General features: G+C 67.6%; 20 protein-coding genes and 1 pseudogene. 11 read left to right on the top strand and 10 right to left on the bottom strand.

Features of this window, described 5'->3' with window-relative positions:
* Positions 1-14: 14 nt before the first annotated feature.
* A pseudogene (locus EV641_RS20330) lies at positions 15-995 on the bottom strand (acyltransferase); the annotation flags it as partial.
* Between the two features lie 251 nt (positions 996-1,246).
* On the opposite strand from EV641_RS20330, the gene EV641_RS20325 reads away from it, so the two are divergent.
* Positions 1,247-2,494 (top strand): DUF3068 domain-containing protein, encoded by a 1,248-nt coding sequence (locus tag EV641_RS20325; protein WP_158289198.1) that lies wholly within the window; start codon positions 1,247-1,249, stop codon positions 2,492-2,494.
* Between the two features lie 22 nt (positions 2,495-2,516).
* Here EV641_RS20325 and EV641_RS20320 read toward each other — a convergent pair whose 3' ends face one another.
* The gene (locus EV641_RS20320) at positions 2,517-3,803 is read right to left on the bottom strand and encodes a polysaccharide biosynthesis protein (RefSeq protein WP_132474110.1); all 1,287 of its coding nucleotides are present in this window, start codon (positions 3,801-3,803) and stop codon (positions 2,517-2,519) included.
* Positions 3,804-3,957: 154 nt separating this feature from the next.
* On the opposite strand from EV641_RS20320, the gene EV641_RS20315 reads away from it, so the two are divergent.
* Positions 3,958-5,661 (top strand): hypothetical protein, encoded by a 1,704-nt coding sequence (locus EV641_RS20315; RefSeq protein ID WP_241997381.1) that lies wholly within the window; start codon positions 3,958-3,960, stop codon positions 5,659-5,661.
* Here the strand turns inward: EV641_RS20315 and EV641_RS20310 are convergent.
* The gene (locus EV641_RS20310; RefSeq protein WP_132474108.1) at positions 5,587-6,801 is read right to left on the bottom strand and encodes a glycosyltransferase family 4 protein; all 1,215 of its coding nucleotides are present in this window, start codon (positions 6,799-6,801) and stop codon (positions 5,587-5,589) included. The two genes, EV641_RS20315 and EV641_RS20310, sit on opposite strands and share 75 nt — an antisense overlap.
* A 185-nt stretch (positions 6,802-6,986) precedes the next feature.
* Between EV641_RS20310 and EV641_RS20305 the strand changes: the two genes are divergently transcribed.
* The 3 genes from EV641_RS20305 to EV641_RS20295 all read left to right on the top strand — a co-directional run bounded on the left by EV641_RS20305 (position 6,987) and on the right by EV641_RS20295 (position 9,179).
* Positions 6,987-7,742, top strand: a complete 756-nt coding sequence (locus EV641_RS20305) for a class I SAM-dependent methyltransferase (protein WP_132474184.1) — start codon at positions 6,987-6,989, stop codon at positions 7,740-7,742.
* A gap of 18 nt (positions 7,743-7,760) precedes the next feature.
* On the top strand, positions 7,761-8,648 hold the full coding sequence (locus tag EV641_RS20300) for an ROK family protein (RefSeq protein WP_132474106.1): 888 nt from the start codon (positions 7,761-7,763) through the stop codon (positions 8,646-8,648).
* Positions 8,649-8,750: 102 nt separating this feature from the next.
* Complete coding sequence (locus EV641_RS20295; RefSeq protein WP_054720713.1) at positions 8,751-9,179, top strand: CBS domain-containing protein; 429 nt, start codon at positions 8,751-8,753, stop codon at positions 9,177-9,179.
* A 56-nt stretch (positions 9,180-9,235) separates the two neighbouring features.
* On the opposite strand, the gene EV641_RS20290 is transcribed toward EV641_RS20295, so the two are convergent.
* Positions 9,236-9,601: a hypothetical protein gene (locus tag EV641_RS20290; RefSeq protein ID WP_054720711.1), complete on the bottom strand. Its 366-nt coding sequence runs from the start codon at positions 9,599-9,601 to the stop codon at positions 9,236-9,238.
* 156 nt (positions 9,602-9,757) lie between these two features.
* On the opposite strand from EV641_RS20290, the gene EV641_RS20285 reads away from it, so the two are divergent.
* From EV641_RS20285 to EV641_RS20275, 3 genes are read left to right on the top strand one after another with little or no spacing between them, the layout of a single operon-like run.
* Positions 9,758-10,900: a phosphotransferase family protein gene (locus EV641_RS20285; protein WP_241997373.1), complete on the top strand. Its 1,143-nt coding sequence runs from the start codon at positions 9,758-9,760 to the stop codon at positions 10,898-10,900.
* Entirely contained in the window at positions 10,897-12,057 is a 1,161-nt protein-coding gene (locus tag EV641_RS20280; protein ID WP_132474102.1) for a hypothetical protein, read from the top strand. Before EV641_RS20285 ends, EV641_RS20280 begins: the two co-directional genes overlap by 4 nt.
* A 37-nt stretch (positions 12,058-12,094) precedes the next feature.
* Positions 12,095-13,543 (top strand): aldehyde dehydrogenase, encoded by a 1,449-nt coding sequence (locus EV641_RS20275; protein ID WP_054715960.1) that lies wholly within the window; start codon positions 12,095-12,097, stop codon positions 13,541-13,543.
* A gap of 111 nt (positions 13,544-13,654) precedes the next feature.
* Here EV641_RS20275 and epsC read toward each other — a convergent pair whose 3' ends face one another.
* The gene (gene epsC / locus EV641_RS20270; protein ID WP_054715957.1) at positions 13,655-14,233 is read right to left on the bottom strand and encodes a serine O-acetyltransferase EpsC; all 579 of its coding nucleotides are present in this window, start codon (positions 14,231-14,233) and stop codon (positions 13,655-13,657) included.
* A gap of 8 nt (positions 14,234-14,241) precedes the next feature.
* A complete protein-coding gene (cysK, locus tag EV641_RS20265; protein ID WP_054715953.1) occupies positions 14,242-15,177 on the bottom strand; it encodes a cysteine synthase A in 936 nt (311 codons plus the stop codon).
* Between the two features lie 130 nt (positions 15,178-15,307).
* Between cysK and EV641_RS20260 the strand changes: the two genes are divergently transcribed.
* On the top strand, positions 15,308-15,784 hold the full coding sequence (locus tag EV641_RS20260) for a VOC family protein (protein ID WP_054715950.1): 477 nt from the start codon (positions 15,308-15,310) through the stop codon (positions 15,782-15,784).
* A gap of 94 nt (positions 15,785-15,878) precedes the next feature.
* On the opposite strand, the gene EV641_RS20255 is transcribed toward EV641_RS20260, so the two are convergent.
* From EV641_RS20255 to EV641_RS20240, 4 genes are all read right to left on the bottom strand, one after another.
* Positions 15,879-17,711, bottom strand: a complete 1,833-nt coding sequence (locus EV641_RS20255; protein ID WP_054715947.1) for a phosphoenolpyruvate carboxykinase (GTP) — start codon at positions 17,709-17,711, stop codon at positions 15,879-15,881.
* 276 nt (positions 17,712-17,987) lie between these two features.
* Positions 17,988-18,338, bottom strand: coding sequence for a DUF6802 family protein (locus EV641_RS20250; RefSeq protein ID WP_054715945.1), 351 nt, complete (start codon positions 18,336-18,338; stop codon positions 17,988-17,990).
* Positions 18,339-18,420: 82 nt separating this feature from the next.
* Complete coding sequence (locus EV641_RS20245; protein ID WP_132474100.1) at positions 18,421-19,770, bottom strand: hypothetical protein; 1,350 nt, start codon at positions 19,768-19,770, stop codon at positions 18,421-18,423.
* The gene (locus EV641_RS20240; RefSeq protein WP_199233330.1) at positions 19,767-20,453 is read right to left on the bottom strand and encodes a hypothetical protein; all 687 of its coding nucleotides are present in this window, start codon (positions 20,451-20,453) and stop codon (positions 19,767-19,769) included. Before EV641_RS20240 ends, EV641_RS20245 begins: the two co-directional genes overlap by 4 nt.
* 114 nt (positions 20,454-20,567) lie before the next feature.
* Here EV641_RS20240 and trmB point away from each other — a divergent pair, with 114 nt between their 5' ends.
* Positions 20,568-21,350, top strand: a complete 783-nt coding sequence (gene trmB, locus EV641_RS20235; protein WP_199233336.1) for a tRNA (guanosine(46)-N7)-methyltransferase TrmB — start codon at positions 20,568-20,570, stop codon at positions 21,348-21,350.
* Positions 21,347-22,039: an NYN domain-containing protein gene (locus EV641_RS20230; RefSeq protein WP_054718760.1), complete on the top strand. Its 693-nt coding sequence runs from the start codon at positions 21,347-21,349 to the stop codon at positions 22,037-22,039. The genes trmB and EV641_RS20230 overlap by 4 nt, the downstream gene beginning before the upstream one ends.
* The last annotated feature ends 3 nt before the right edge of the window (positions 22,040-22,042 follow it).

The following is a 22,042-nucleotide window of genomic DNA, read 5'->3' as shown; positions in this document are numbered from 1 at the left end:
GACGCCACCGCGACACTCAGCACGACCGTCACGGTCAGCACGAACCAGAAGCGACCCTGGAACGCGGGAATGCCGAACACCGGCAGGACGACCGCAAGCACGGCGAGATGCCAGATGAAGATTCCGTAGGACCAGCGACCGATCGTCAGCGCGAGGGGACTCGCGAGGATGCGGTGTTCGGTGCGCGGCGCGAGCACGAGCGGAGCCAGCAACGCGAAACTCACGAGAGCGCCCAGCACGATCTTGCCGTTGTACTCCCACGGTTCGAGGGTGGTGAGGGTTGCCGGGCCTGCGAGCGGTGTCGTCGCGAGACCGAACGCAACGAGTGCCGCGATCGCCATGATGTGCCGCTTCGCGGCGAGGCGATGCATCCACGTCGGGGGGTGCGCGGCAAGTTCGGCGAGGATCATGCCTGCTGCGAACCACGGCAGGTAACCGGGCAGCCAGTTGTCGTGGTTGATGTGGTCCTGCGTGGACACGGGTACCCATACCCACGCCAGCGACAACACGGCCGCGCCGAGCAGGACCGGAATCCGGAAGCGAGCAGCGTGACTGCGCAGACCACTGACCGACCACGCGAGCAGCGGCAACACGAGATAGAAGGCCACCTCCACCGACAGACTCCACATCTGGGTCAGTCCTTCGGTGAGGGTCAGCGGAACGAACACCTGCACCAGCGCGAGATTGGCCCACCACACCGTCGGCCCACCCCCCGCGCCGGGCAGCAGCCACAGGATGAGGATCACCGCCACCCAGTAGGCCGGAAGGATCCGGGCCGCGCGCGAGAAGAAGTACCGGCGAGTCGACGGAGGATCGGTTTCCTCGCGTGCCGCAGCTGCATGCGGGCGCCACAACAGGAAACCCGACAGTGCGAAGAACAAGGCCACCGCGAGATCCAATCGGCCCCACACCCTGCCGAGCCAGGGGTCGTGAACCGCTCCGGTCTGGAATGCGACATGAGTGATGAGCACGCCTACGGCGGCAATACCTCGCATACCTTCCAGCGCGGGGAGAAAACCCGACGCGGAGCGGGACGGAATGTTGAGAGCGGTCATCGGCGACCAGTGTGCCGTGTAGTGCCCGATACGAGAAGTGTGGGCACCCCGGCGTGCGGGCGCGCATCACCGAACCCCGGACTGTTAGTGTCTGGGCTCACGTGGTGTTCGCGGGTCGGATGCCAGGCGATCCGTGCAGCCCTGCTGCCGGTGGGGGTACTCGATGAAACCGTTGAGTGAGGAGATACAGCATGGCTGAGCGTTCCAGCTCGGGCCGGATACTGGCGATGATTCTGGTGGGCCTGGGAGCATTCCTCCTGGCCGTCGCAATTCTGATCCCGACGTACACAGTCGGGAAACTGAAGAAGACGCCGCTCGACCTCGAGGTGACGACGGTCGCCGAAGGCACCGGCGACATTCTGAATTCGCGTGCGCTGCTCGCCGGTAACGCTCAGGTCGATACCGACGTCCCGATCGTCGCCCAGCGCTTCGTGACCGTCGAGGATCCGGCCGACAGCGAGATCATGACGCTCCAGGCCGGTCAGACGGTGCGCCGCCTCGATATGCAGGGCGATACCGGACTCGTGTCCGCGACCGTCGACCGCCTCACGATCGACCGGGTGTCGTCGATGCCGGTGTCGAAGGAGGAGTACCCCGATCGGGTGAGCACGATCCAGACGTCTGCGGATTCACCGGGCGAGGAGATCGACAACCGCGAAGGCCTTCAGTACAAGTTCCCCTTCGACGTCAAGCAGGAGTCGTACCCGTACTACGACATCAATGCACGTGAGACCTTCCCCATCGACTTCATCGGTGAGGAAGAGATCAACGGCATGCCTGTCTACCACTTCAAGCACGAGATCGGCCCGGTCGACATGTCGGAGGCCGACCCGAGCTCTCCGACCTACAAGCTGGAGCTTCCCGCCTCGACGTGGGGCGTCGGTGAAGGCGACGAGCCTGTCGAGATGACCCGCTGGTACAACAACGTCCGAGACCTGTGGGTCGACCCGATCACCGGTGTCGTCGTCAAGGGTCAGGAACAGCAGGACCAGTACTACGCACGCGAGGCGAACACCCCCGAGGTGACCGTCCTCGACGTGACGCTGCCGTTCGACGAACCGACCATCGAGTTCCAGCTCGAGCAGGCCCGCGACGGCCAGGACCAGTTGTCGCTCTTCGGTAAGACCCTGCCGATCATCGCCGGAATCCTCGGCGTGATCCTGTTGATCGTCGGTTTCGTCCTCGGTCTCCGCGGTGGCGGCGGTGGTCGCCGTGCCGCAGCGACGGGGCGTCCGGCTCCCGCAGGTCCGGCCTCGGCCGCAGCTGCCGGTGCAGGTGGTGCGCATGCCGCCGACACCCAGCGCGACTTCACGGACGACCGCACCGAGGTCATTCCGCGCTCCGATCTCCCTCAGGAGCCGGAGCAGCGCGACTGGACCACCGACCAGACGCAGGAAATTCCCCGCACAGACCTGAACAAGCCCCCCACTCAGGACTGATCAAGGCCGAACGAACGCCGCCTCACGCCTCACGGTGCGGGGCGGCGTTCGCATGTTCGAGCCGAGACGACTTCGTCGCCGCGGATGCCCCGCGGACAGCGAGCACCGACACCACCGCTGCCGTAACGCCTGCGACACCGACGGCCACCGCGACGAACTGCTCCACGGTCGACGCGATCGTCGCCATCAGCACGGCTTCGACCGCAAGGCCCACCCACGCAACACCGGCCAGCGCGGTGCGATCCCCGGCAATCGCGGACAGCAACGCGCCCTGCAGCACCGCGAGGCACGCACCCTGCAGCGCGAACAACCACAGTAGGGACTGGACGGGCTCGTAGGCGTCGCCGACGAGAATGGGCACGAGGGGCGCGCAGATCGCTGCTGCCGCGACGAGCGCCGCGCCGAGACCGACGAGGACCGCGAGGGCCGAACGCACCGCAGAGGCCGACTCCGCCGGGTTCGCCATCCGCGGGTACAACACCACGCCCACGGCCTGCGGCAACCAGAACGCGACCTTCGTCGCGACCGCTCCGAGCGCGTAGAGACCGGCGGAGTCTGCATCGAGCAGCATGCGCGCGAGCATCAGATCGAGCGACGTCAACGCGATCAGCGCGAGCTGGACCTGCGACGCGCGCATCACCGCCGCAGCTCCCGGTATGCGGGGCGTAGCCTCCGCGTCTCCGGGGTGTTCGGGCTCGCCGCGGTGTTCGGGCTCGCCGCGACCGACGAACAGCGCGGCGGCCACCGCCACCACGCCCGTTCCCAGCGCACCGGCCAGCAACGCAGCACCCGGGCCGCCGCCCGCGGCGAGCACCGCGACGGCAGGGACGACCTTCGCGATCCCGGCAGCGGCGAGGACGACACTCAGCGCAGCGAACCGGGCACGTCCCTGCAGCAGGCCTTGTTCGGTCGCCAGAAGCACCAGCAGAGGCGCCGTCACCAACGACCCGAACGCACCCGCAATGCTCGTGTCCAGTGCCCATGACACCACCGGCACGAGGGCCACTGCGGCGACGGCGGCGATCAGTGCGCATCGATGGCCGAGGTGACGCAGCACCGCGGTGCCGGCACCGTGCACAGCTTCACGCGCGATGACGGTCTGCAATGCCAGTGCCGGGACCGCGAGAACCAGCTGCGCCGCGAGCAGGCTCGCGAATTCCCCGTACCCGGCCGGGCCGAGCCACCGTCCCGCGGGAAGATGCAGCAGGTAGGACGCAATGTTGGCGGTCATCGCACCCAGGGTCACCATCGTCATCCCGGCCACCGCAGTTCCGGTCCCGGAGCGGCGCGTCGTGTTCTCTGGCGGCATCCGCCCATCCTCGCACCCGTGCGCACCGTAGTCTGCGGCCATGTCCACGCAGGGGTTGCACCGTCATCGCGCGACGCCACGCGCGCCGGCACTGCCGCCGACGTTCGTTCCGGCGCTGTGGTCGCTTGTCCTGACCGTCGTCGTGCTCGGTCCGATGTTCACCTCACACGGCTATCTGCTGCTGCGCGACGCGGTGAGCACGCCCCGCTCGTATCTCACCGATTCAGCGCTGGGGCTGTCCGACGCCGCGGCCCGCGCGGTCCCTCAGGATGCGCTGCTCGCGTGGGTGACGACCGTCGTCGACGGCGGTGTCGCAGTGATCGCCCTTCTCACCGCGACACTATGGGCGGCGGGATTCGGTGCAGCTCAGCTCGTTTCGACCCTACTTCCCGGTTCCGGCGTGCCTGCGCAGGTGACGGCGGTGACCGTCGCGATCTGGAACCCGTACGTCGGCGAGCGATTGCTGCAGGGGCACTGGAGTCTCCTCGCGGGCTACGCCGCGCTGCCGTGGGCGGTCTGCGCGGCGGTCGCGGTGCGTCGACGTGCAAGGGGCGGATGGTGGGCGCTTGCGTTCTGGCTCGGGGTCGCGGGACTGACCCCGACCGGGGTACTCCTCGCCGGGGTGACCGCGGTCGTGGTGCTCGCGATGCCCGGGGGCCGCGTGTCGCGGGTGGGGCGGCTCGTGGGTGCCGTCACCCTGATCGTGGCGGTGTCGGCGCCGTGGCTCGTCGCAACAGCTCTGTCCGGTGGCGGCACCGAGGCCGACCCGGCAGGTGTGAGTGCGTTCGCTGCCCGCGCCGAGCCGCTGCTGGGCACGATCGGGTCGGTCGCCGGCCTCGGCGGCATCTGGAATGCCGATGCGGTTCCGGGCTCACGCACGACGCCGTGGGCGCTCGTCGGGACCGTGTTACTGCTCTTGGTGGTCGCGTGCGGACTGCCGGCACTGTGGCGCCGACGCCGCAACCCGGTGATCGTCGCGCTGGCGGTCGTCGCGGTCGTCGCGGTGCTCGGCACGACTCTCGGCGCCACCACACCGGGTCTGCGATTCGGGGAATGGGCGATGATGCACGTCCCCGGGGCCGGGTTGCTGCGCGACACCCAGAAGTGGGTGGCGCTGCTGATGCCGCTCTACGTGGTGGCCGCTGCCGCCGGGGTGGGGGCGTTGCGCCAGCATTTCACTCCCGACCGCGCCCGCAGCGACATCGCGTGGGCGGCGCTGTCGGTCGTCGCCGTAGTGGGTGCGCTCCCCGACCTCGCGTGGGGTGTCGGCGGACAGGTGCGACCCGTCCGATATCCGGAAGGATGGCAGCAGGTCGCAAGCATCGTCACCGCGGGCGAGGGTGACGCCGCGGTGCTGCCCACTGGGATGTTCCGCCGGTTCGACTACTCCGGCCCGGTGGCGGTCCTCGACCCGGCGCCCCGCATGCTGCGCGCCGACGTGTTGCAGACCGGAACCCTCATCGTCGAAGGCGGCGCGGTGGAGGGAGAGGGCGCACGTGCCGTCGACGTCGAACGTCTCCTGCTCGATGGTTCGGATCCGTCCGAACTGGCGGCGCGGGGTGTCGGCTGGGTCGTGGTCGAGCACGGCACCCCCGGCGATCACGGCCGGTCGGAGGAGACCCTCGACATGCTCACCCAGGTCTACAGCGACGACGACCTTGCTCTCTATCAGGTCGACGGCGCGTGGGCACGGGAGACGACCGGCCGGAACGTGGCGATCCTTGCGCACCTGCTGCTGATGCTGGTGGTGGCCGCCGGGGCCGCCGGCATGCTCGCGACCCGTCTACATACCCGCGTATCGGAGCTTTTCCGTGCTCTTGCCGGCCTTCTCCGGCGCGATTCGAGGAAACAGGCCTGACGCCCGCTGCCCCGACGCGACGTTCGCCAGCACCTCGAGCACACCGGACCCGGTGGCTTCCCACGAGAATTCACCCGCCCTGATCCGGGCCTTGTCGCCCAGCTCGGTGCGGCGCTCGGCGTCACCGAGCAGTTCTGCGACCGCGTCGGTGAGATCGCCGGCGGAATCGACGAGGACACCTGTGACGCCGTCGACGATCGAATCCGTGAGGCCCTTCGAACTGCGGTATCCGACCGTGGGAACGCCGTGCTGTGCGGCCTCGATCACCGCGAGCCCCCACCCTTCCTTGCGGGACGGCATCACGTGCAGCCAGGACCGTGCCAGCACCTCGTGCTTGCGGTCCTCGGAGACGTGGCCGTGGAAGGTCACGGCATCCTCGATGCCCAGCTCGGCGGCGACGTCACGCAGGTTCTGTTCCCACCAGCCACCTCCGACGACGTCGAGGTGCAAGCCGGGGATGCGCGTGCGCAGCGCAGCGACCGCAGTGAGCGCGTCCTCGATCTGCTTGTGCGGCACGAGCCGTGACAGCACGCACACGCTCGGGTGTGCGGTGCGCGTGTCTTCGCCGCCCGGGATGACCTCTGCCGGGATGGCGTCGGCACCGTTGCGGACCACCGCGATGCGGTCGTGGTCGACGCCGAGCATCCGCAGTTCGTCGGACGACGGCAGCGACACCGTCAGGTACTGGTTGCGGCGGTGCACTCGCGGCGACAACGTGGATTCGATCCACCAGCCCAGCTTCGCCATCGCGCGTCCTGCGACGGGCCACTGCTCGCGGTGGCAGTGGTGCACGAGCACGGTGACGGGTGCGCCGGCGACGAATCGGGAGAAGAACGGGATGCCGTTCTGGGTGTCGATGACGACGTCGGGGCAGATGCCCTTCAGCGGGCCGAAGCCGAGGCGTCCGGCGGCGATGGCAGCGAGGGCGCGCGGGTACACCCCGAGGCGGCCGCCACCGCGGCTGACGACGATACCGTCGATGGTGTCGCGCTTGCTCGCACCCGGATACGACGCGGTCCGCAGGGTGACCTTGATGCCGCGGGCAGCGAGTTGCGCGCCGACCTGCTCGAGATAGCGCTCACTGCCGCCTCCCTGCGGGTGCCCGCTGTCACGCCAGCAGAGCAGAAGAACCTCCCGCACGCGGATTACCCCCCGGTGATTGCGCACGCCCGTATGGACGCGGTGGATGTCACGGACACACTAGCGGGTGTGCTCGTGGTGCAGGTGCACGACGGCCTTCGGAGTCGGCGAGGGCCGCGGTGTGCACAGCCGTGCGGGCACTACTGTGGTTCGACGTGCCATCGAAGACCACGTCCGCTCCCCGTGTGACCCGGCTGTTCGAACGCCGCGCCACCCTGCGGCGCTCCATCGGCCTGCTCGGCAGTTTCCGTTTCGAACAGACCGCACCCGACAAATTCTACGGTGGTCTCGCCCACGACACCGTCGATCTCGTCGGCGACCTCTACACAGGCCTGACCGGGAACAGCCTCGCGGGCACCACCGTCGTCGACGTCGGAGGTGGACCCGGATACTTCGCCGACGCATTCGCCGAGGTGGAAGCGCGCTACGTGCCGATCGAGCCCGATCCGTCCGAGATGCACGCAGCCGGTCTGCAGGTGGGGGGCGCGATCCGTGGGTCGGGCCTCGCACTGCCGCTGCGCACCGGGTCGGTGGATGTGTGCCTGTCGTCGAATGTCGCCGAACATGTTTCGCAGCCGTGGGTGATGGCCGACGAGATGCTGCGGGTGACGCGACCCGGCGGGCTGATGGTGCTCTCATACACACTGTGGTGGGGGCCGTTCGGTGGACACGAGACCGGTCCGTGGCACGCATTCGGTGGCGAATACGCAGCGCGTCGCTATGCCCGGAAGCACGGGAAGGAACCGAAGAACCGATACGGTGTGTCGCTGTTCGAGGTGGGGTGCACCGACGGCCTCCACTGGGCTCGGTCGACGCCCGACGGCGAGCTGCTCGCCGCGTTCCCCCGTTACCACCCGCGGTGGGCGTGGTCGCTCGTTCAGGTGCCAGGGGTGCGCGAGTTCCTGGTGAGCAACCTGGTGCTCGTGCTGCGGCGCCGCTGATCGCCTAACCTCGCGGGCATGACCGCATTGGCTCTCGACGTGGGTGGCACGAAGTTCGCCGCGGCATTCGTCGCGGACGACGGGACACCCGTCGAACCGAAGACCGTGCCCGTACCCGGGACCGGCGTGTGGGACACCTGCGCCGCGTTGCTGCGCGAGGTCGCCGATGCCGAACCGATCACTGCAGTGGGGATCGCGGCGGCCGGGCCCGTCGACACACGGAGCGGCACCGTCTCCTCCATCAACATCCCCGAGTGGTCGTCAGGATTTCCCCTGGTGGAGGCTGTGCGCAGCCTGTTTCCCGGCGCGCACGTCGCGTTGGCGATGGACGGCGCAGCCGCAACGTTGGCCGAGCAGCGATTCGGTGCCGGTCGTGGAACGAACGATCTGCTCGGGGTGGTGCTCGGTACCGGGATCGGCGGTGGCATCGTGCTCGGCGGTCGCCTCGTGTCCGGCCGCACCGGGAATGCCGGTCACATCGGCCACATCGTCTCGGCGTACGGATCCGAGAAGTGCACGTGCGGCGGCGCGGGCTGCATCGAGACGGTGGCCAGCGGGACCGCCGCGGTGAAGTGGGCGCGGGCACGCGGCTGGGAGGGAGAGGACGGCGCTGCGCTCGCGGCAGCGGCGCAGGACGGGATCGGTATCGCGGCAGCGGCGCTCGAGCGCGCAGGAACTGCGTTGGGCCAGGTCATCGCATCTGCAGCGGCGTTGACCGACGTCTCGCTCATCGTCGTCGGCGGCGGTTTCGCGGAATCGGGAACACCGCTGTGGCGCCCGATGCTGGCGTCCGCCGCGCGGCAGGCCCGGCTCGAGTTCATCCGGGACCTGCAGATCGTGCCGGCGTCGTTGGGTGTGCTGGGAACACTCGTGGGTGCCGCTGCCCTCACGCATGGTCACGAGTAGGTAACCATTCGGCGGCGCACGGGTCCCGAGGACCTACCCTGACTGGACCAGCGCTACCTCGACAAGCCCAACGGGCCCGGCGGGACGGATCGGTGGTATCCGATGAGGATTGCCGAAATTTTGAGGAACAAGGGTTCAGCGGTGCAGACGGTTCCCCCGGGAACCACGGTCTGTGAGCTGATCGGGGATTTCGCGCGCCACAATATCGGGGCGATGGTCGTCGTCGACGGCACCGACGTCGTCGGAATCGTCACCGAGCGCGACGTCGTCCGACAGCTCCACGAGCGGGGCCCGTCGATACTCGTCGCTACCGCTTCCGAGGTCATGACGGCCGATGTGGCGATGTGCCTGCCCACCGACAGCGTGGACAGCCTGGCCGAGACCATGACCGACCGACGCATCCGGCACCTGCCCGTCGTCGTCGACGGACAGCTGCTGGGGATCGTCAGTATCGGCGACGTGGTCAAGAGCCGGATCGACGAACTACAGGCCGAACGCGACCAGCTCCGGTCGTACATCCACAACGGCTGACCACGCCCGGTTCTCCTCCCTGGCCCTACTCCGCCCTGGTCATCAGGTCGTCCTGGTCATTCGGTCGGCGAGTCGGCCTGGCGGTCGAGCACGCTCACACTCATTCCGAACGGCAGGAACCGCGCCGACCGGGCCGGGTCGGTGTTGCCCTTGAGACTGCGGAGCGCTTCGAGCTCCGAGGGATAGACCTGGTCGATGCGGGCGACGCCGTCCGCATCCGCCGTGTAGACGACCCACACGCCGTCACCCGCGTCGCCGGTGGTCTCGGGTCGCGGCTTCGGCTGCGGCCGTGGCGGCGCCGCGGCGGGTTGGTCGAGGAAAGCGAAGATCCGGCCCTTGAGCTCGCGCAGTTCTTCTCCGGCCTCACGGACGACCCGGTCGATGTCTTCGGGGTCGAATCCGAACGGATTGTTCTCTGCCATGTTTGCTCCTGACGGTCGGCACTCTCCAGTGTGGCGGCCCCGGCCGGTCTTCGCCACGACCCGACGCTCCCTTTCAAAAAGATGGAACGTGTTCTAGTGTTGGCGTGCCGATGTGACACGGCACACGAACCTGCAACCTGCAAGGGAGGGGCCTCCGTGGCGATCGACCCGCACGACACAGCCCACCACGGCGAGGCCGCCCGCCCACGCGAGTCCCGCCGCGATCCCGACGTCGTGCGCACCGGCCTGCAAACCTGGCTCGCCGAGCGTGTCACCGATCCGGTCGTCGGCGACGTGCACATCCCGGAATCCAACGGCATGTCCAGCGAGACCCTGCTGTTCGATGCCCGCTGGGACGGCACCGACCACCGGCTCGTCGCCCGCGTCGCCCCCGCCGACAGCGCGGTACCGGTGTTCCCGCACTACGACCTCGACGCTCAAGCCCGCGTCATGCGCGCCGTGGCCGCCGCCACCGCCATCCCCGTGCCACAGGTGCACTGGACCGAATCCGATACCGCCGTGCTCGGCGCACCGTTCCTCGTCATGTCGCGCATCGACGGCATCGTGCCGCCCGATGTGATGCCCTACAACTTCGGTTCGTGGGTCACCGAGGCCACCGACGGCCAGCGCGCCACACTGCAGGACCGCACGGTGGACGTCCTCGCGCAGATCCACACTGTCGACCCCGCGACCGCGGGCCTCGCCTCACACCGCTGCGCCGGCGACGCGATCCGTGCCCATGTCGCGGCACAACGCGCCTACTACGAGTGGACCACCCGGACCGGGCCGCGATCCCCACTGATCGAACGTGCCTTCACATGGCTCGACACACATGTCCCCGACGACCCTGCACCCGCGGTGCTGTGCTGGGGCGACGCACGCATCGGCAACATCATGTTCGACGACTTCGAACCCGCCGGAGTACTCGACTGGGAACTCGCTGCGACGGGCGCCCGCGAAATGGATCTGGCATGGATGATATTCCTGCACAGGTTCTTCGAGGATATCGCCGGTCTCGCCGGATTCCCTGGGTTGCCCGGCTTCCTGCGACGCGACGACGTCGCCGACACCTACGCGCAGCGCACCGGGCACGTCCCGCAGCACCTCGACTTCCACACCTGCTACGCCGCGGTGCAACACGCGATCATCATGCTGCGCATCGCCACCCGTGCTGTGCACTTCGGGCAGTCCGTCGTCGACTCGGCCTCCGGACGGCAGGACGACCCCGACGCCATGATCATGCATCGCACGACCCTCGAATCGATGCTCGACGGAACCTACTGGGAGGCACTGACGTGACAGCGGACCCGCGCGGCTCACTGTCGCCGCTCGACGACTACCCGGTACACCAGACCGCCGAACCGATGCGCCGGGTAGCGACCTCCGACCGCAACTTCTACGACCGCTACTACTTCAACTGCTATCCGTCCGACGATGCCGACATGTTCCTCGTCGTCGGTCTCGGCCAGTATCCGAATCTCGGTGTGTGCGACGGATTCGCGGTGCTACGCCGCGGCAACGACCACATCGTCGTCCGCGCCTCGAAGGCCCTCGGCACCGACCGAACCGACACCGCGGTGGGACCGCTGCGCGTGGAGGTGCTCGAAGGTCTGCAACGACTGCGCGTGGTGCTCGAAGCGGGGCATCCCGAGACCGCGGACCTGTCCTTCGATCTCACCTTCGAAGGCGACGTTCCCGCGACGGAGGAAGACCCGCAGAAGCTACGGCAACTCGAACGTGTCGTGATGGACACGTCCCGGTTCGTGCAATCGGGCACGTGGTCGGGCACCCTGACCGTCGACGGGCACAGCCGCAAGGTCGACCCGGCAGTGTGGCGGGGCAACCGCGACAGATCGTGGGGTGTACGGCCGGTCGGCGAGGCCGAACCACCCGGCCGCAAGGCAGCTGACGGCACGCCCGGATTCTTCTGGATCTACTCGGTGATGCAGTTCGGCAGCGACACGATCGTCGTCATCGTGCAGGAGGACGACACCGGCCGCCGCCTGCTCGAGGAAGCCATCCGCATCCGGCCCGACACCGAACCCGAATGGCTGGGAAGACCCGAACACGCCCTGCGGTTCGCGCCGGGTACCCGCACGGTCACGGGTGCGACCCTCACATTCCACCGCCCCGGCCGCGATCCACTGGTCGTCGAATGTGAACTGCTGGTCGCGAACCTGTTGGCGATCGGCACGGGATACGGACTCGAACCCGACTGGCGACACGGCATGTGGCAGGGCGACCTCGTCGTGCAGTCGCTGCGCCGCGACACCCGCGAGATCGACCCGGCGATGCTGATGTTCTGCCCCACCGACCACCTGGCCCGGTTCCACATCACCGGCGACGACGGCAGCGCAGTCGTCGGCACCGGACTGTTCGAGGTCGCGGTGATCGGACCGCACCGGCAGTACGGATTCACCGGGTTCGCCGACGCCGACGAGACCCGATCACCGTGACGAGTACGAGCACACCGCAATTGAGAAGGATGAGGCAATGACGGATTACGACAAGCTGTTCATCGGCGGCACGTGGACGGCGCCGTCGACCGACGAGAGGCTCGAGGTGTTCTCCCCGGCCACGGAGGAACGGGTCGGTTCGGTGCCCGTCGCCGGACCGAAGGACGTCGACGCAGCGGTAGCCGCAGCACGCACCGCGTTCGACGACGGACCGTGGCCGCGTATGTCGCCGGCCGAGCGCGCAGAGGTCATCGGCAAAGCCGCGAAGATCATCGAGGAGCGCGGCGCCGAGATCGCCGAGATCGTCTCGTCCGAGATGGGGCAGCCCGCCGCGTCCGTGCAGATGATGCAGATGACTCCGTCGTTGGCGACACTGAATTTTTATGCAGGACTGGCTGATTCATTCCCCTGGGTCGACGAACGCAACGGCTCGTTCGGGCGGACGCGAGTGACCCGTGAACCCGTCGGAGTGGTCGGCGCGGTCATCGCGTGGAATGTGCCGCTGTTCCTGTGCGCCAACAAACTCGGCCCCGCACTGCTCGCCGGTTGCACCGTGGTCCTCAAGCCCGCACCCGAGTCCCCGCTGGCTGTCAACGTGATCGCCGAGATCTTCGCCGAGGCCGGCCTCCCCGAAGGTGTGCTGTCGGTGGTGCCCGGTGGCGCCGAGACCGGAGAACACCTCGTCTCACACCCGGACCTCGACAAGATCACCTTCACGGGCTCCACTGCAGTCGGCAAGCACATCGGCGAGATCGCCGCACGCAACCTCAAGCGCTGCTCGCTCGAACTCGGCGGCAAGTCCGCCGCGATCATCCTCGAGGACGCCGATCTCGACTCCACCATCGCGATGCTCGTCATGTCCGGTCTGATGAACACCGGGCAGGCCTGCGTCGGCCAGACCCGCATCCTCGCGCCGCGTTCACGGTACGACGAGGTAGTCGAGAAGATCGTCGCCACCGCCGCCTTCTTCCCCGTCGGCCTGCCGTCGGACGAGGCCGCCCAGCTCGGCCCCCTGATCTCCGCGAAGCAGCGCGACCGCGTCGAGGATTACATCAAGAAGGGCCTCGAAGAGGGTGCACGCCTCGTACTGGGTGGTGGCCGCCCCGCTGGTCTCGACACGGGCTACTTCGTCGAACCCACGGTCTTCGCCGACGTAGACAACTCGATGACCATCGCCCGCGAAGAGATCTTCGGGCCGGTGCTGTCGATACTGCCGTACGACAGCGTCGACGACGCCATCAAGATCGCAAACGATTCCGACTACGGCCTGGCCGGGTCGGTGTACACCACCGATGTGGAGAAGGGCCTCGACGTCGCCTCGCGGGTCCGCACGGGCACCTACGGAATCAACTGGTACGCGTTCGATCCGGGATCACCGTTCGGCGGCTTCAAGAATTCCGGCATCGGCCGGGAGAACGGGCCCGAGGGGCTCGAAGCATTCTGCGAGACGAAGTCGGTGCTGTACCCACCCGGTTACCAAGGCTGATCGCCCAGCCCCCTGTTCGGCCCTCATCCGGCCCGTCGAGCGGGAGGTTGTGTGCACCGCATTACGGGAATCCGCACACAACCTCCCGCTCGATCATCTTCGGCGGCCGTATCAGATGTACATCGCCGGATCGATGTAGGTGGTCGGATCCACCAGCGGCTCATGCTTCTTCCGCGACCGGACCGTCGCGGGGATACCCGTGGCGATCGAGTCGGCCGGCACGTCGTGTGTGACGACCGCGTTGGCGCCGATTGCGCTGTCGGCGCCGATCACGACAGGTCCGAGAACCTTTGCTCCCGCACCGACGGTGACGCGATCGCCGAGCGTCGGGTGCCGCTTCTCCTTCGCGAGCGACCGGCCGCCGAGCGTCACACCGTGGTACAGCATGACGTCGTCTCCGACCTCCGCTGTTTCACCGATGACCACGCCCATGCCGTGGTCGATGAAGAAACGCCGGCCGATCGTCGCACCGGGATGGATCTCGATTCCGGTGAGGAACCGGGTGAACTGCGAAAGGATCCGCGCCGGTCCCTTCAATGCGGGCACCGCCCACATCCGGTGTGCGACGCGGTGCGACCAGATCGCGTGCAGACCGGAGTACACGACCGCGTTCTCCACATTGCTGCGCGCAGCGGGGTCGTTGCCGCGCGCAGCCTGCAGGTCCTCGCGGAGAGTACGAAGAATGCTCACAGCGACGATCAGTCCCGGATGTGCTCGAACAGCGGCGTCGAGATGTAGCGCTCGCCGAAGTCGGGCACGACCACGACGATCAGCTTGCCCGCGTTCTCGGGGCGCTTGGCGACCTCGAGCGCAGCCCACACGTTCGCGCCGGCAGACACGCCGCCGAGGATGCCTTCGTCGGTGCCGAGAGCGCGACCCGTCTTGACGGCGTCGTCGAACTGGACATCGATGATCTCGTCGTAGATCTCCCGGTCGAGTACCTCGGGAACGAAGTTGGCGCCGAGGCCCTGGATCTTGTGCGGGCCGGGGTTGCCGCCCGTGAGGATCGGCGAATCGGCAGGCTCGACACCGATGATCTGCACACCGGGCTTGCGGGCCTTGAGGTTGCGGCCGACACCGGTGAGCGTGCCACCCGTGCCGATACCCGCGACGAAGATGTCGATCTCGCCGGCGGTGTCGTTCCAGACCTCTTCGCCGGTGGTGTCCTGGTGGATCTGCGGGTTGGCGGGGTTCGCGAACTGGCTCGCCGACACCGCATTCTCGGTCGACTCGACGATTTCCTTGGCCTTCGCGACCGCACCGGCCATGCCCTCGGAACCCGGAGTGAGGACGATCTCGGCGCCGTAGGCGCGGAGCATGACACGACGCTCGGTCGACATCGTTTCCGGCATCGTGAGGATCACCTTGTAGCCGCGAGCTGCGCCGACCATGGCGAGCGCGATACCGGTGTTGCCGGAGGTGCCCTCGACGATCGTGCCACCGGGCTTCAGTGCGCCGGACTTCTCGGCGGCGTCGATGATCGCTACGCCGATTCGGTCCTTGACGCTGTTGGCCGGGTTGTAGAACTCGAGCTTGGCAGCGACGGTTGCGCCGAGGCCCTCGGTCAGCCGGTTGAGCTTGACGATCGGGGTACGACCGACGAGCTCGGTGACATTGTTGTAGATCCCGCTCATAGCTGATCCTCTCCCGGCCACCAGGGACCGGCTGTGGTGTGCGATATACCTATTGCATCATGTTGTCCACGACGCACCATGTCGGGTTCCTTCAATACAGGTGCGACCCTCAGGTCCAACACTGGGGAGCATGACGAATTCCGTGAATCCCATTCCCGACGGCTACACCGCATTGACGCCGTTCCTCGTCGTCGACGGCGGGGGGAAAGCGATCGAGTTCTACACCGATGCGTTCGGCGCGAAGCTCGTCGACCGCCAGGACGGCCCCGACGGAGCCGTGATGCACGCCGAACTCGACTTCGGGCACGGCCGCATGCAGCTGAGCGACCCGCACCCGTCGATGGGGCTGCACGCCCCAGACGGTACGAACACCGTCAACCATTCGTACGTGCTGTACTGCGCGGATGTCGACGCCACATTCGCTCGCGCCGTGTCGCTGGGTGCGCAGGTGTTCGAGGAACCGTCGACGTTCGTGACGGGCGACCGCTTCGCGTCCCTCCTGGACCCGTTCGGGCACCGCTGGGCCGTCATGACGCGCGTCGAGGATGTCCCGCCGGAGGAGGCGAAGCGTCGGCTCGACGAGTGGGTGGCGACACAGAACGCGTAGGTCCCCTGATCTCTGCGGGCACTGATCTCCACAGACGCCGAATGCCCCGTGCAGATCACTGCACGGGGCATTCGGCTACAAGCGGTGGGCGGCCTCAGCCGAGGCGCTGCTTCAGGGCCTCGAACTCGTCGCGGATGCCCGAGGGCACCTTCTCACCGAGGAACTCGAACCATTCGGCGATGCCGTCGATCTCGGCCTTCCACTCGTCGACGTCGACCTTCAGGGCCTCGTCGACGTCGGCAGCGTCGACATCGAGTCCGTCGAGGGTCAGGTCGGCTGCGGTCGGCACGTAACCGATGGCCGTGGACTGGGCGTCGGCCTTGTGCTCGATGCGATCGACGATCCACTTCAGCACGCGAGAGTTCTCGCCGAAACCGGGCCACAGGAAGCGGCCGTCCTCGCCGCGACGGAACCAGTTGACGTAGAAGATCTTCGGCAGCTTGGTTTCGTCGGCGCTCTTGCCGAGGTTGATCCAGTGGTTCAGGTAGTCGCCTGCGTTGTAGCCGAGGAACGGCAGCATCGCCATCGGGTCGCGGCGAACGTTACCGACCTTGCCCTCGGCAGCGGCGGTCTGCTCGGACGACAGAGTCGAGCCGAGGAAGGTGCCGTGCTGCCAGTCGAACGACTCGCTGACGAGCGGAACCGTCGTCTTGCGGCGGCCACCGAACAGGATCGCCGAGATCGGCACACCCTGCGGATCGTCCCACTCGGGGGCGAGGATCGGGCACTGCGACATCGGGGTGCAGTAGCGCGAGTTCGGGTGTGCGGCCTTGGTATCGGACTCCGGGGTCCAGTCGTTGCCGAGCCAGTCGGTCAGGTGGGCGGGAACCTCGCCTCCGATGCCCTCCCACCAGACGTCGCCGTCGTCGGTCTTCGCAACGTTGGTGTAGATCGTGTTGCCGGCCTCGATGGTGTGCATCGCGTTCGGGTTCGAATCAGCGCTGGTGCCGGGCGCGACACCGAAGAAACCGAACTCCGGGTTGACGGCGTAGAGGCGGCCGTCGTCACCGAAACGCATCCATGCGATGTCGTCGCCGAGGGTCTCGGCGCGCCAGCCGGGGATGGTCGGCTGGATCATCGCAAGGTTGGTCTTGCCACACGCCGACGGGAAGGCCGCAGCGATGTAGTACGGCTTGTTCTCGGGCGAGATCAGCTTCAGGATCAGCATGTGCTCGGCGAGCCAGCCCTCGTCGTGGGCCATCGCCGACGCGATACGCAGCGAGTAGCACTTCTTGCCGAGCAGTGCGTTGCCGCCGTAGCCGGAACCGTAGCTCCAGATCTCGCGGGATTCGGGGAAGTGGGTGATGTACTTCGTGTCGTTGCACGGCCACACCACGTCCTGCTGGCCCGCCTCGAGAGGCGCACCCACCGAGTGCAGGGCTTTGACGAACGGGCGGTCGACGCCCATCTTCTCGAGTGCAGCGGCACCCATGCGGGTCATGATGCGCATGGAGACGACGACGTACTCCGAGTCGGTGAGCTCGACACCCAGCTTGGGGTCGGCGGCGCCGAGCGGACCCATGCAAAACGGCACGACGTAGAGAGTGCGTCCGCGCATGCTGCCGCGGTACAGCTCGGTCATCGTGGCGCGCATCTCGTCGGGCGCCATCCAGTTGTTGGTCGGGCCCGCGTCGATCTCGTTCTCGCTGCAGATGTATGTGCGGGACTCGACACGCGCGACATCCGACGGGTCGGAGTTCGCGAGGAACGAGTTGGGCTTCTTCTCGTCGTTGAGGCGAGTGAAGGTGCCGGCTTCGACGAGCTGAGCAGTCAGCCGATCCCATTCCTCGTCGGATCCGTCGGCCCACACGACGCGATCGGGCTGGGTGAGCTCGGCAACCTCCTGGACCCACGCAAGCAGCTCGGCATGCTGGGTCGGGAGCTTGTCGTCGGTACCGTTCAAACCGGGAATGGTCGCTGAGGTCATCAAACTCTCCTGGGGTGTGCCCGGAACCGGATCCCTCCCCCGACCTGCATCTGTAATGCAGTGACAGCGGCGAACCCGGGCTTTTCCCCTCTCGGCAGGGGTACCACCCGCTTCGTCCGTGGCCGAACGGAGGACGCGGGCGCCGGATGTCCTATTCATAGAGGTTAACGCTGGACTACCAGCCGGGAACACTCGGGGCCGGTCGGAAATGTCACAGAAACGATTCAGAGGCGCGCAGAATACATCCCTCTTCCGTACTCGTACAGGCGATACGCCTCACTTGTGCTCGGTCGAATGACTTTCGTCTATTCCGATCGTACCTTCGTCGATCCTGTCCCACCTAGGTGTTCCGTCGAGCTCGCGGTGGAACTCCCATACACCGAATTCTCCGTCGTCGGCGACAGCAGTGAGCCGATCGGTGAGACCGTCGAGATCGGTGTCGGTGGCCACGACCAGCGCACCGAACCCGTTGTCGAAGGCGACGGTGTCGCGGAACCCGTCACCGTCGAGGTCGGTCGTCGCGTCCACCGAATCCGCCCATGCAGCGGTGCTCGCAGGATCGAACGCGTCGACGCCACCGAGGTGCTGGTCACCGAGCCCGTCGGGCCCGAGGAATGTGTCCGCCATGCCTGCTCCTGAGATCCGGTTCTGCGGTGTTCGTTCCCTCACCTGATTGGACGCACCGGATCCGCGATCGGTTCCACCGGATTCAACGTTCCACCGGATTCAACCTCGCCAGGTCTCGTTCACACGCCGCGATACGGGCCCGCTGTTCTCCGATGCGTCGACGGATCCGCTCGTCGATCGCTGCCACCCGCTCGTGCAGATCGGTGGCGCGTGCGCGCTCCCGCGCGACAGCGTCGTGGCCGAGCTTCGATTCGGCGTCGAACGCCATCGTGCGGACCCATGCCTCGAGGTCCGCGCGAAGGGAGGTCAACTCGTCGACGACCCACCGCCGCATCAGCTCGCGACGCGCCAGCTGTCTGCGCAGACGAACGAGCCACCACGCGGCCACCGCCCCACACACGACCGTCACCAGCACCGACACCGCAACCGGGATCGCACCGAGCATGGTGGCCGCCATGCGACCGAGACCCGCACCGGCAGATGCCCCCAGCAGGAGCGCAAGGCGATCATCGAGGCGACGACCGGGCACCTGGGGGACGGGAGCCGGTTCCGCACTCGGCGGCTGTGCCACAGCCCCGAGCCTGCGCTCGACGGCTGCCGCGACCTCGTCCCTGAGGCGTTGCGAATGTGCGGTCAGCAGAATCTCCACGCTGCCGGGATCGGCCGAGCCCTCGTCCAGTACGTCGCGCAACACCACCGACGCCTCCCGCACTCGCACAGCGAGCTCCTGCATCAGCTCCACCCGGGCTCGATGGAAGTCCGGACGAGGTTCGGCGCCGACCGGTCGCGTCGCGAGACGTTCGCGCTCGGCCCGGAGCTCCGCGGTGTCGTCGGCGGCCGCGAGCACAGCGATCTCGTCGACGATCATGCTGCGGGTCTGCGCGACCACCGCGGCGCGCATCGCGCGGCCCGGCGCGGATGCAGCCACCGCGGCGAGGAGCGCCTCGTGCACGCCGACGATCCCCGATTCGAGCGCGAGCACCCGACCGGCATCACCACCGAGTTCACGTGCCCGGGCCGCAGCGACGGCCGACACCGGGATCACCACGACGCGTGTGAGCCATAGCGCATGCCGATGCAGAAGTTCGATGTCCCGGTCGCTGATCGACCGCCATCTCGGATACCGATCGATGCCGGTGAACGCGAACACCACCTCGGCCGCGCCGCGCGCCGCCGCGTCGAGTACGGCCAGTTCGGTACGACCGAGAACCGACGAGGCATCGAGCACCATGAGCACCACCGGAGCGTCCCCGTCCTCGATATATACGACGTCGCCGAGTTCTGTGAGTTCGGCCGTGAGCGTGGTGCGGCCGGACCCCGCCACCCCCGCGACCCTCACCACTGCCCCGCCGGGTTCCGGGACCGACGATCGGTGCAGCCGTACCCAGCCGCGCGGGTTCCAGCGACGCAAGACGTCGTCGGTGTCGCTCACCGGACCGCCGTCCCGCGCAGTGGACACTCGGACACAGGAGGCTCGGACACAGGAGGCTCGGACACCGAAAGACCGGAGGCGGCAACGTCCTCGAGCGCCGCCTCGATCACGTCCCGTGCCTGCGGCGACGCCGCGATCCCCGCGACCGTGCGCACGAAATCCTCGAACCGCCTGCAGTACGCACCGGCGACACGGTCGGTGATCGTTGTCTCCAGATTCGGATCGTCCTGCACGAACACGGGCATCGTGAGGCCGGGGACTGCCCTGTCGACGGTGACCACCACCACGACGCGACGGGAATCGAGCGTTTCGAGGAACCGCCGGTCGGCGGGATGCACCGAGGTCGGATCGAGCCGGGCGGGCAGCACGTAGACCATCACGTCGGCGTCGAGAACGGGATCGGGGACCCCAGGGGCATCGACCACGACGGGCTCCCACGCACCGGGCAGCCCGCAAAGCCGGGTCAGTGCACGCTGCACGTGTTCTCGCCCGACACCTGCACGTCCCGCGACCTGGATCCGCAACGGCGCGCTGTGCCGGGCGAGCGCAGAGTGCAGCATGCGGCCGGCGTCCGGATCCAGCCGATCCACCTCATCCGCGATCCGGCGCCACGCCCTCATCTCCGAATGCTGCGCCCTTGAATACGGCGCCTCCGAATACTGCTCGCTCGACTTCCCTGTCATGACGCCCCCCGGCCGTTTCGACGGAATTGTGTCAGAGACCACGCCCCGACACGCCCCGAGCGTGGTCTCCGAGGCCTGCAACCTGAGAAAACCCTGTGGTCACACCGGTCACTCCTGCCACGCACTCTGGCGATACGTGACAATGGTCGGGTGAACCACTCCGATCAGGACACGACCGACACGCTCGACGAGCAGCCGTCCAGGGGGAACCGCCTGTACCCGCGGGTGACGAGTTTCCGCTCTCGCCGCGGATCTCTCACCGATCCGCAGCAGGACGCATGGGACCGCCGCTGGCCCGAACTCGGTCGCGATGTCGGCGATGATCTGCTCGACGCCGACACGTGGTTCGGCCGCTCGGCTCCTCTCGTGCTCGAGATCGGTTCCGGCACCGGCACCGCTGCTGTCGCGATGGCGCAGGCCGAGCCGCACATCAACCTGATCGCCATCGAGGTCTACCGCCCGGGCATCGCGCAGACTCTGCAGCGGATCGAACGCACCTCGGAGACCGACGCGCCCGTGTCCAATCTGCGGATCCTGCGCGGCGACGCCGTCGAGGTCCTCGAGCACATGGTCGCGCCCGAATCACTGACCGGCGTCCGGGTCTTCTTCCCCGACCCGTGGCCGAAAGCACGACACCACAAACGCCGGCTGTTGCAACCCAAGACGTTCGCACTCATCGCGAGCCGGCTGAAGCTGGGCGGCGTGTTGCATGTCGCGACCGACCACGCCGAATACGCGGAGTGGATCCTGGAAGCCGGTAACGCCGAACCCCAGCTCACAGATGTGACGTGGGAGTCCCCCATGAGTCACGAACGTCCCGTCACCAAGTTCGAGGACAAAGCTCACCAGGTGGGCAGCCACATCGCCGAGATGGTCTGGGGGAAGATCGGAGCATGAGCGTCCATGAAGAAGTGTCCGGTGCGACCGACACCGCCCTGATCGAGAGCACCGAACGACCCGGGCGCGTGCTGCTCGTGTGGGACGCACCGAACCTCGACATGGGCCTCGGCGCGATCCTCGGTGGGCGCCCGACTGCTGCATACCGGCCGCGGTTCGATGCGCTGGGCCGTTGGCTCCTCGGCCGCACGGCCGACCTGTCGCGTCACCGCACCTCTCCCCTCGAGGCCGAAGCGACGGTCTTCACGAACATCGCACCGGGCAGCGCCGACGTCGTGCGCCCCTGGGTGGAAGCTCTGCGTAACGTGGGCTTCGCGGTGTTCGCCAAGCCCAAGATCGACGAGGACAGCGACGTCGACTCCGATATGCTCGAGCACATCGAGCTGCGGCGCAGCGAGGGCCTTGCCGGTGTGATGGTTGCGTCCGCGGACGGGCAGGCGTTCCGGGAACCACTCGAGGAACTTGCCGCAGCCGGCGTCGCAGTGCAGGTGCTCGGATTCCGCGAGCATGCAAGCTGGGCGGTGACCTCCGAGATCCTCGACTTCGTCGATCTCGAGGACATCCCCGGTGTGTTCCGTGAGCCGCTGCCGCGAGTCAGCCTCGAAACGCTGCCCGACGAGGGTGCGTGGCTGCAGCCGTTCCGACCGCTTTCAGCCCTTCTTGCGGGGCGCAAGAGCGTCGCCGAATAGGAG

Source organism: Rhodococcus sp. SMB37 (assembly GCF_004345605.1).
GTDB lineage: Bacteria > Actinomycetota > Actinomycetes > Mycobacteriales > Mycobacteriaceae > Rhodococcus.
This window is presented reverse-complemented; position numbering and strand designations above follow the sequence as displayed.

Excerpts from the sequence above, each read along its gene's own strand:
- EV641_RS20295 (WP_054720713.1), top strand. The coding sequence starts at position 8,751 with ATGAGGATTGCCGAAATTTTGAGGAACAAGGGTTCAGCGGTGCAGACG.
- EV641_RS20275 (WP_054715960.1), top strand. The coding sequence starts at position 12,095 with ATGACGGATTACGACAAGCTGTTCATCGGCGGCACGTGGACGGCGCCG.
- EV641_RS20315 (WP_241997381.1), top strand. The coding sequence starts at position 3,958 with ATGTTCACCTCACACGGCTATCTGCTGCTGCGCGACGCGGTGAGCACG.
- cysK (WP_054715953.1), bottom strand. The coding sequence starts at position 15,177 with ATGAGCGGGATCTACAACAATGTCACCGAGCTCGTCGGTCGTACCCCG.
- EV641_RS20230 (WP_054718760.1), top strand. The coding sequence starts at position 21,347 with ATGAGCGTCCATGAAGAAGTGTCCGGTGCGACCGACACCGCCCTGATC.
- EV641_RS20290 (WP_054720711.1), bottom strand. The coding sequence starts at position 9,601 with ATGGCAGAGAACAATCCGTTCGGATTCGACCCCGAAGACATCGACCGG.
- EV641_RS20250 (WP_054715945.1), bottom strand. The coding sequence starts at position 18,338 with ATGGCGGACACATTCCTCGGGCCCGACGGGCTCGGTGACCAGCACCTC.
- EV641_RS20260 (WP_054715950.1), top strand. The coding sequence starts at position 15,308 with ATGACGAATTCCGTGAATCCCATTCCCGACGGCTACACCGCATTGACG.
- EV641_RS20320 (WP_132474110.1), bottom strand. The coding sequence starts at position 3,803 with ATGCCGCCAGAGAACACGACGCGCCGCTCCGGGACCGGAACTGCGGTG.
- EV641_RS20255 (WP_054715947.1), bottom strand. The coding sequence starts at position 17,711 with ATGACCTCAGCGACCATTCCCGGTTTGAACGGTACCGACGACAAGCTC.
- EV641_RS20325 (WP_158289198.1), top strand. The coding sequence starts at position 1,247 with ATGGCTGAGCGTTCCAGCTCGGGCCGGATACTGGCGATGATTCTGGTG.
- EV641_RS20300 (WP_132474106.1), top strand. The coding sequence starts at position 7,761 with ATGACCGCATTGGCTCTCGACGTGGGTGGCACGAAGTTCGCCGCGGCA.
- EV641_RS20240 (WP_199233330.1), bottom strand. The coding sequence starts at position 20,453 with ATGACAGGGAAGTCGAGCGAGCAGTATTCGGAGGCGCCGTATTCAAGG.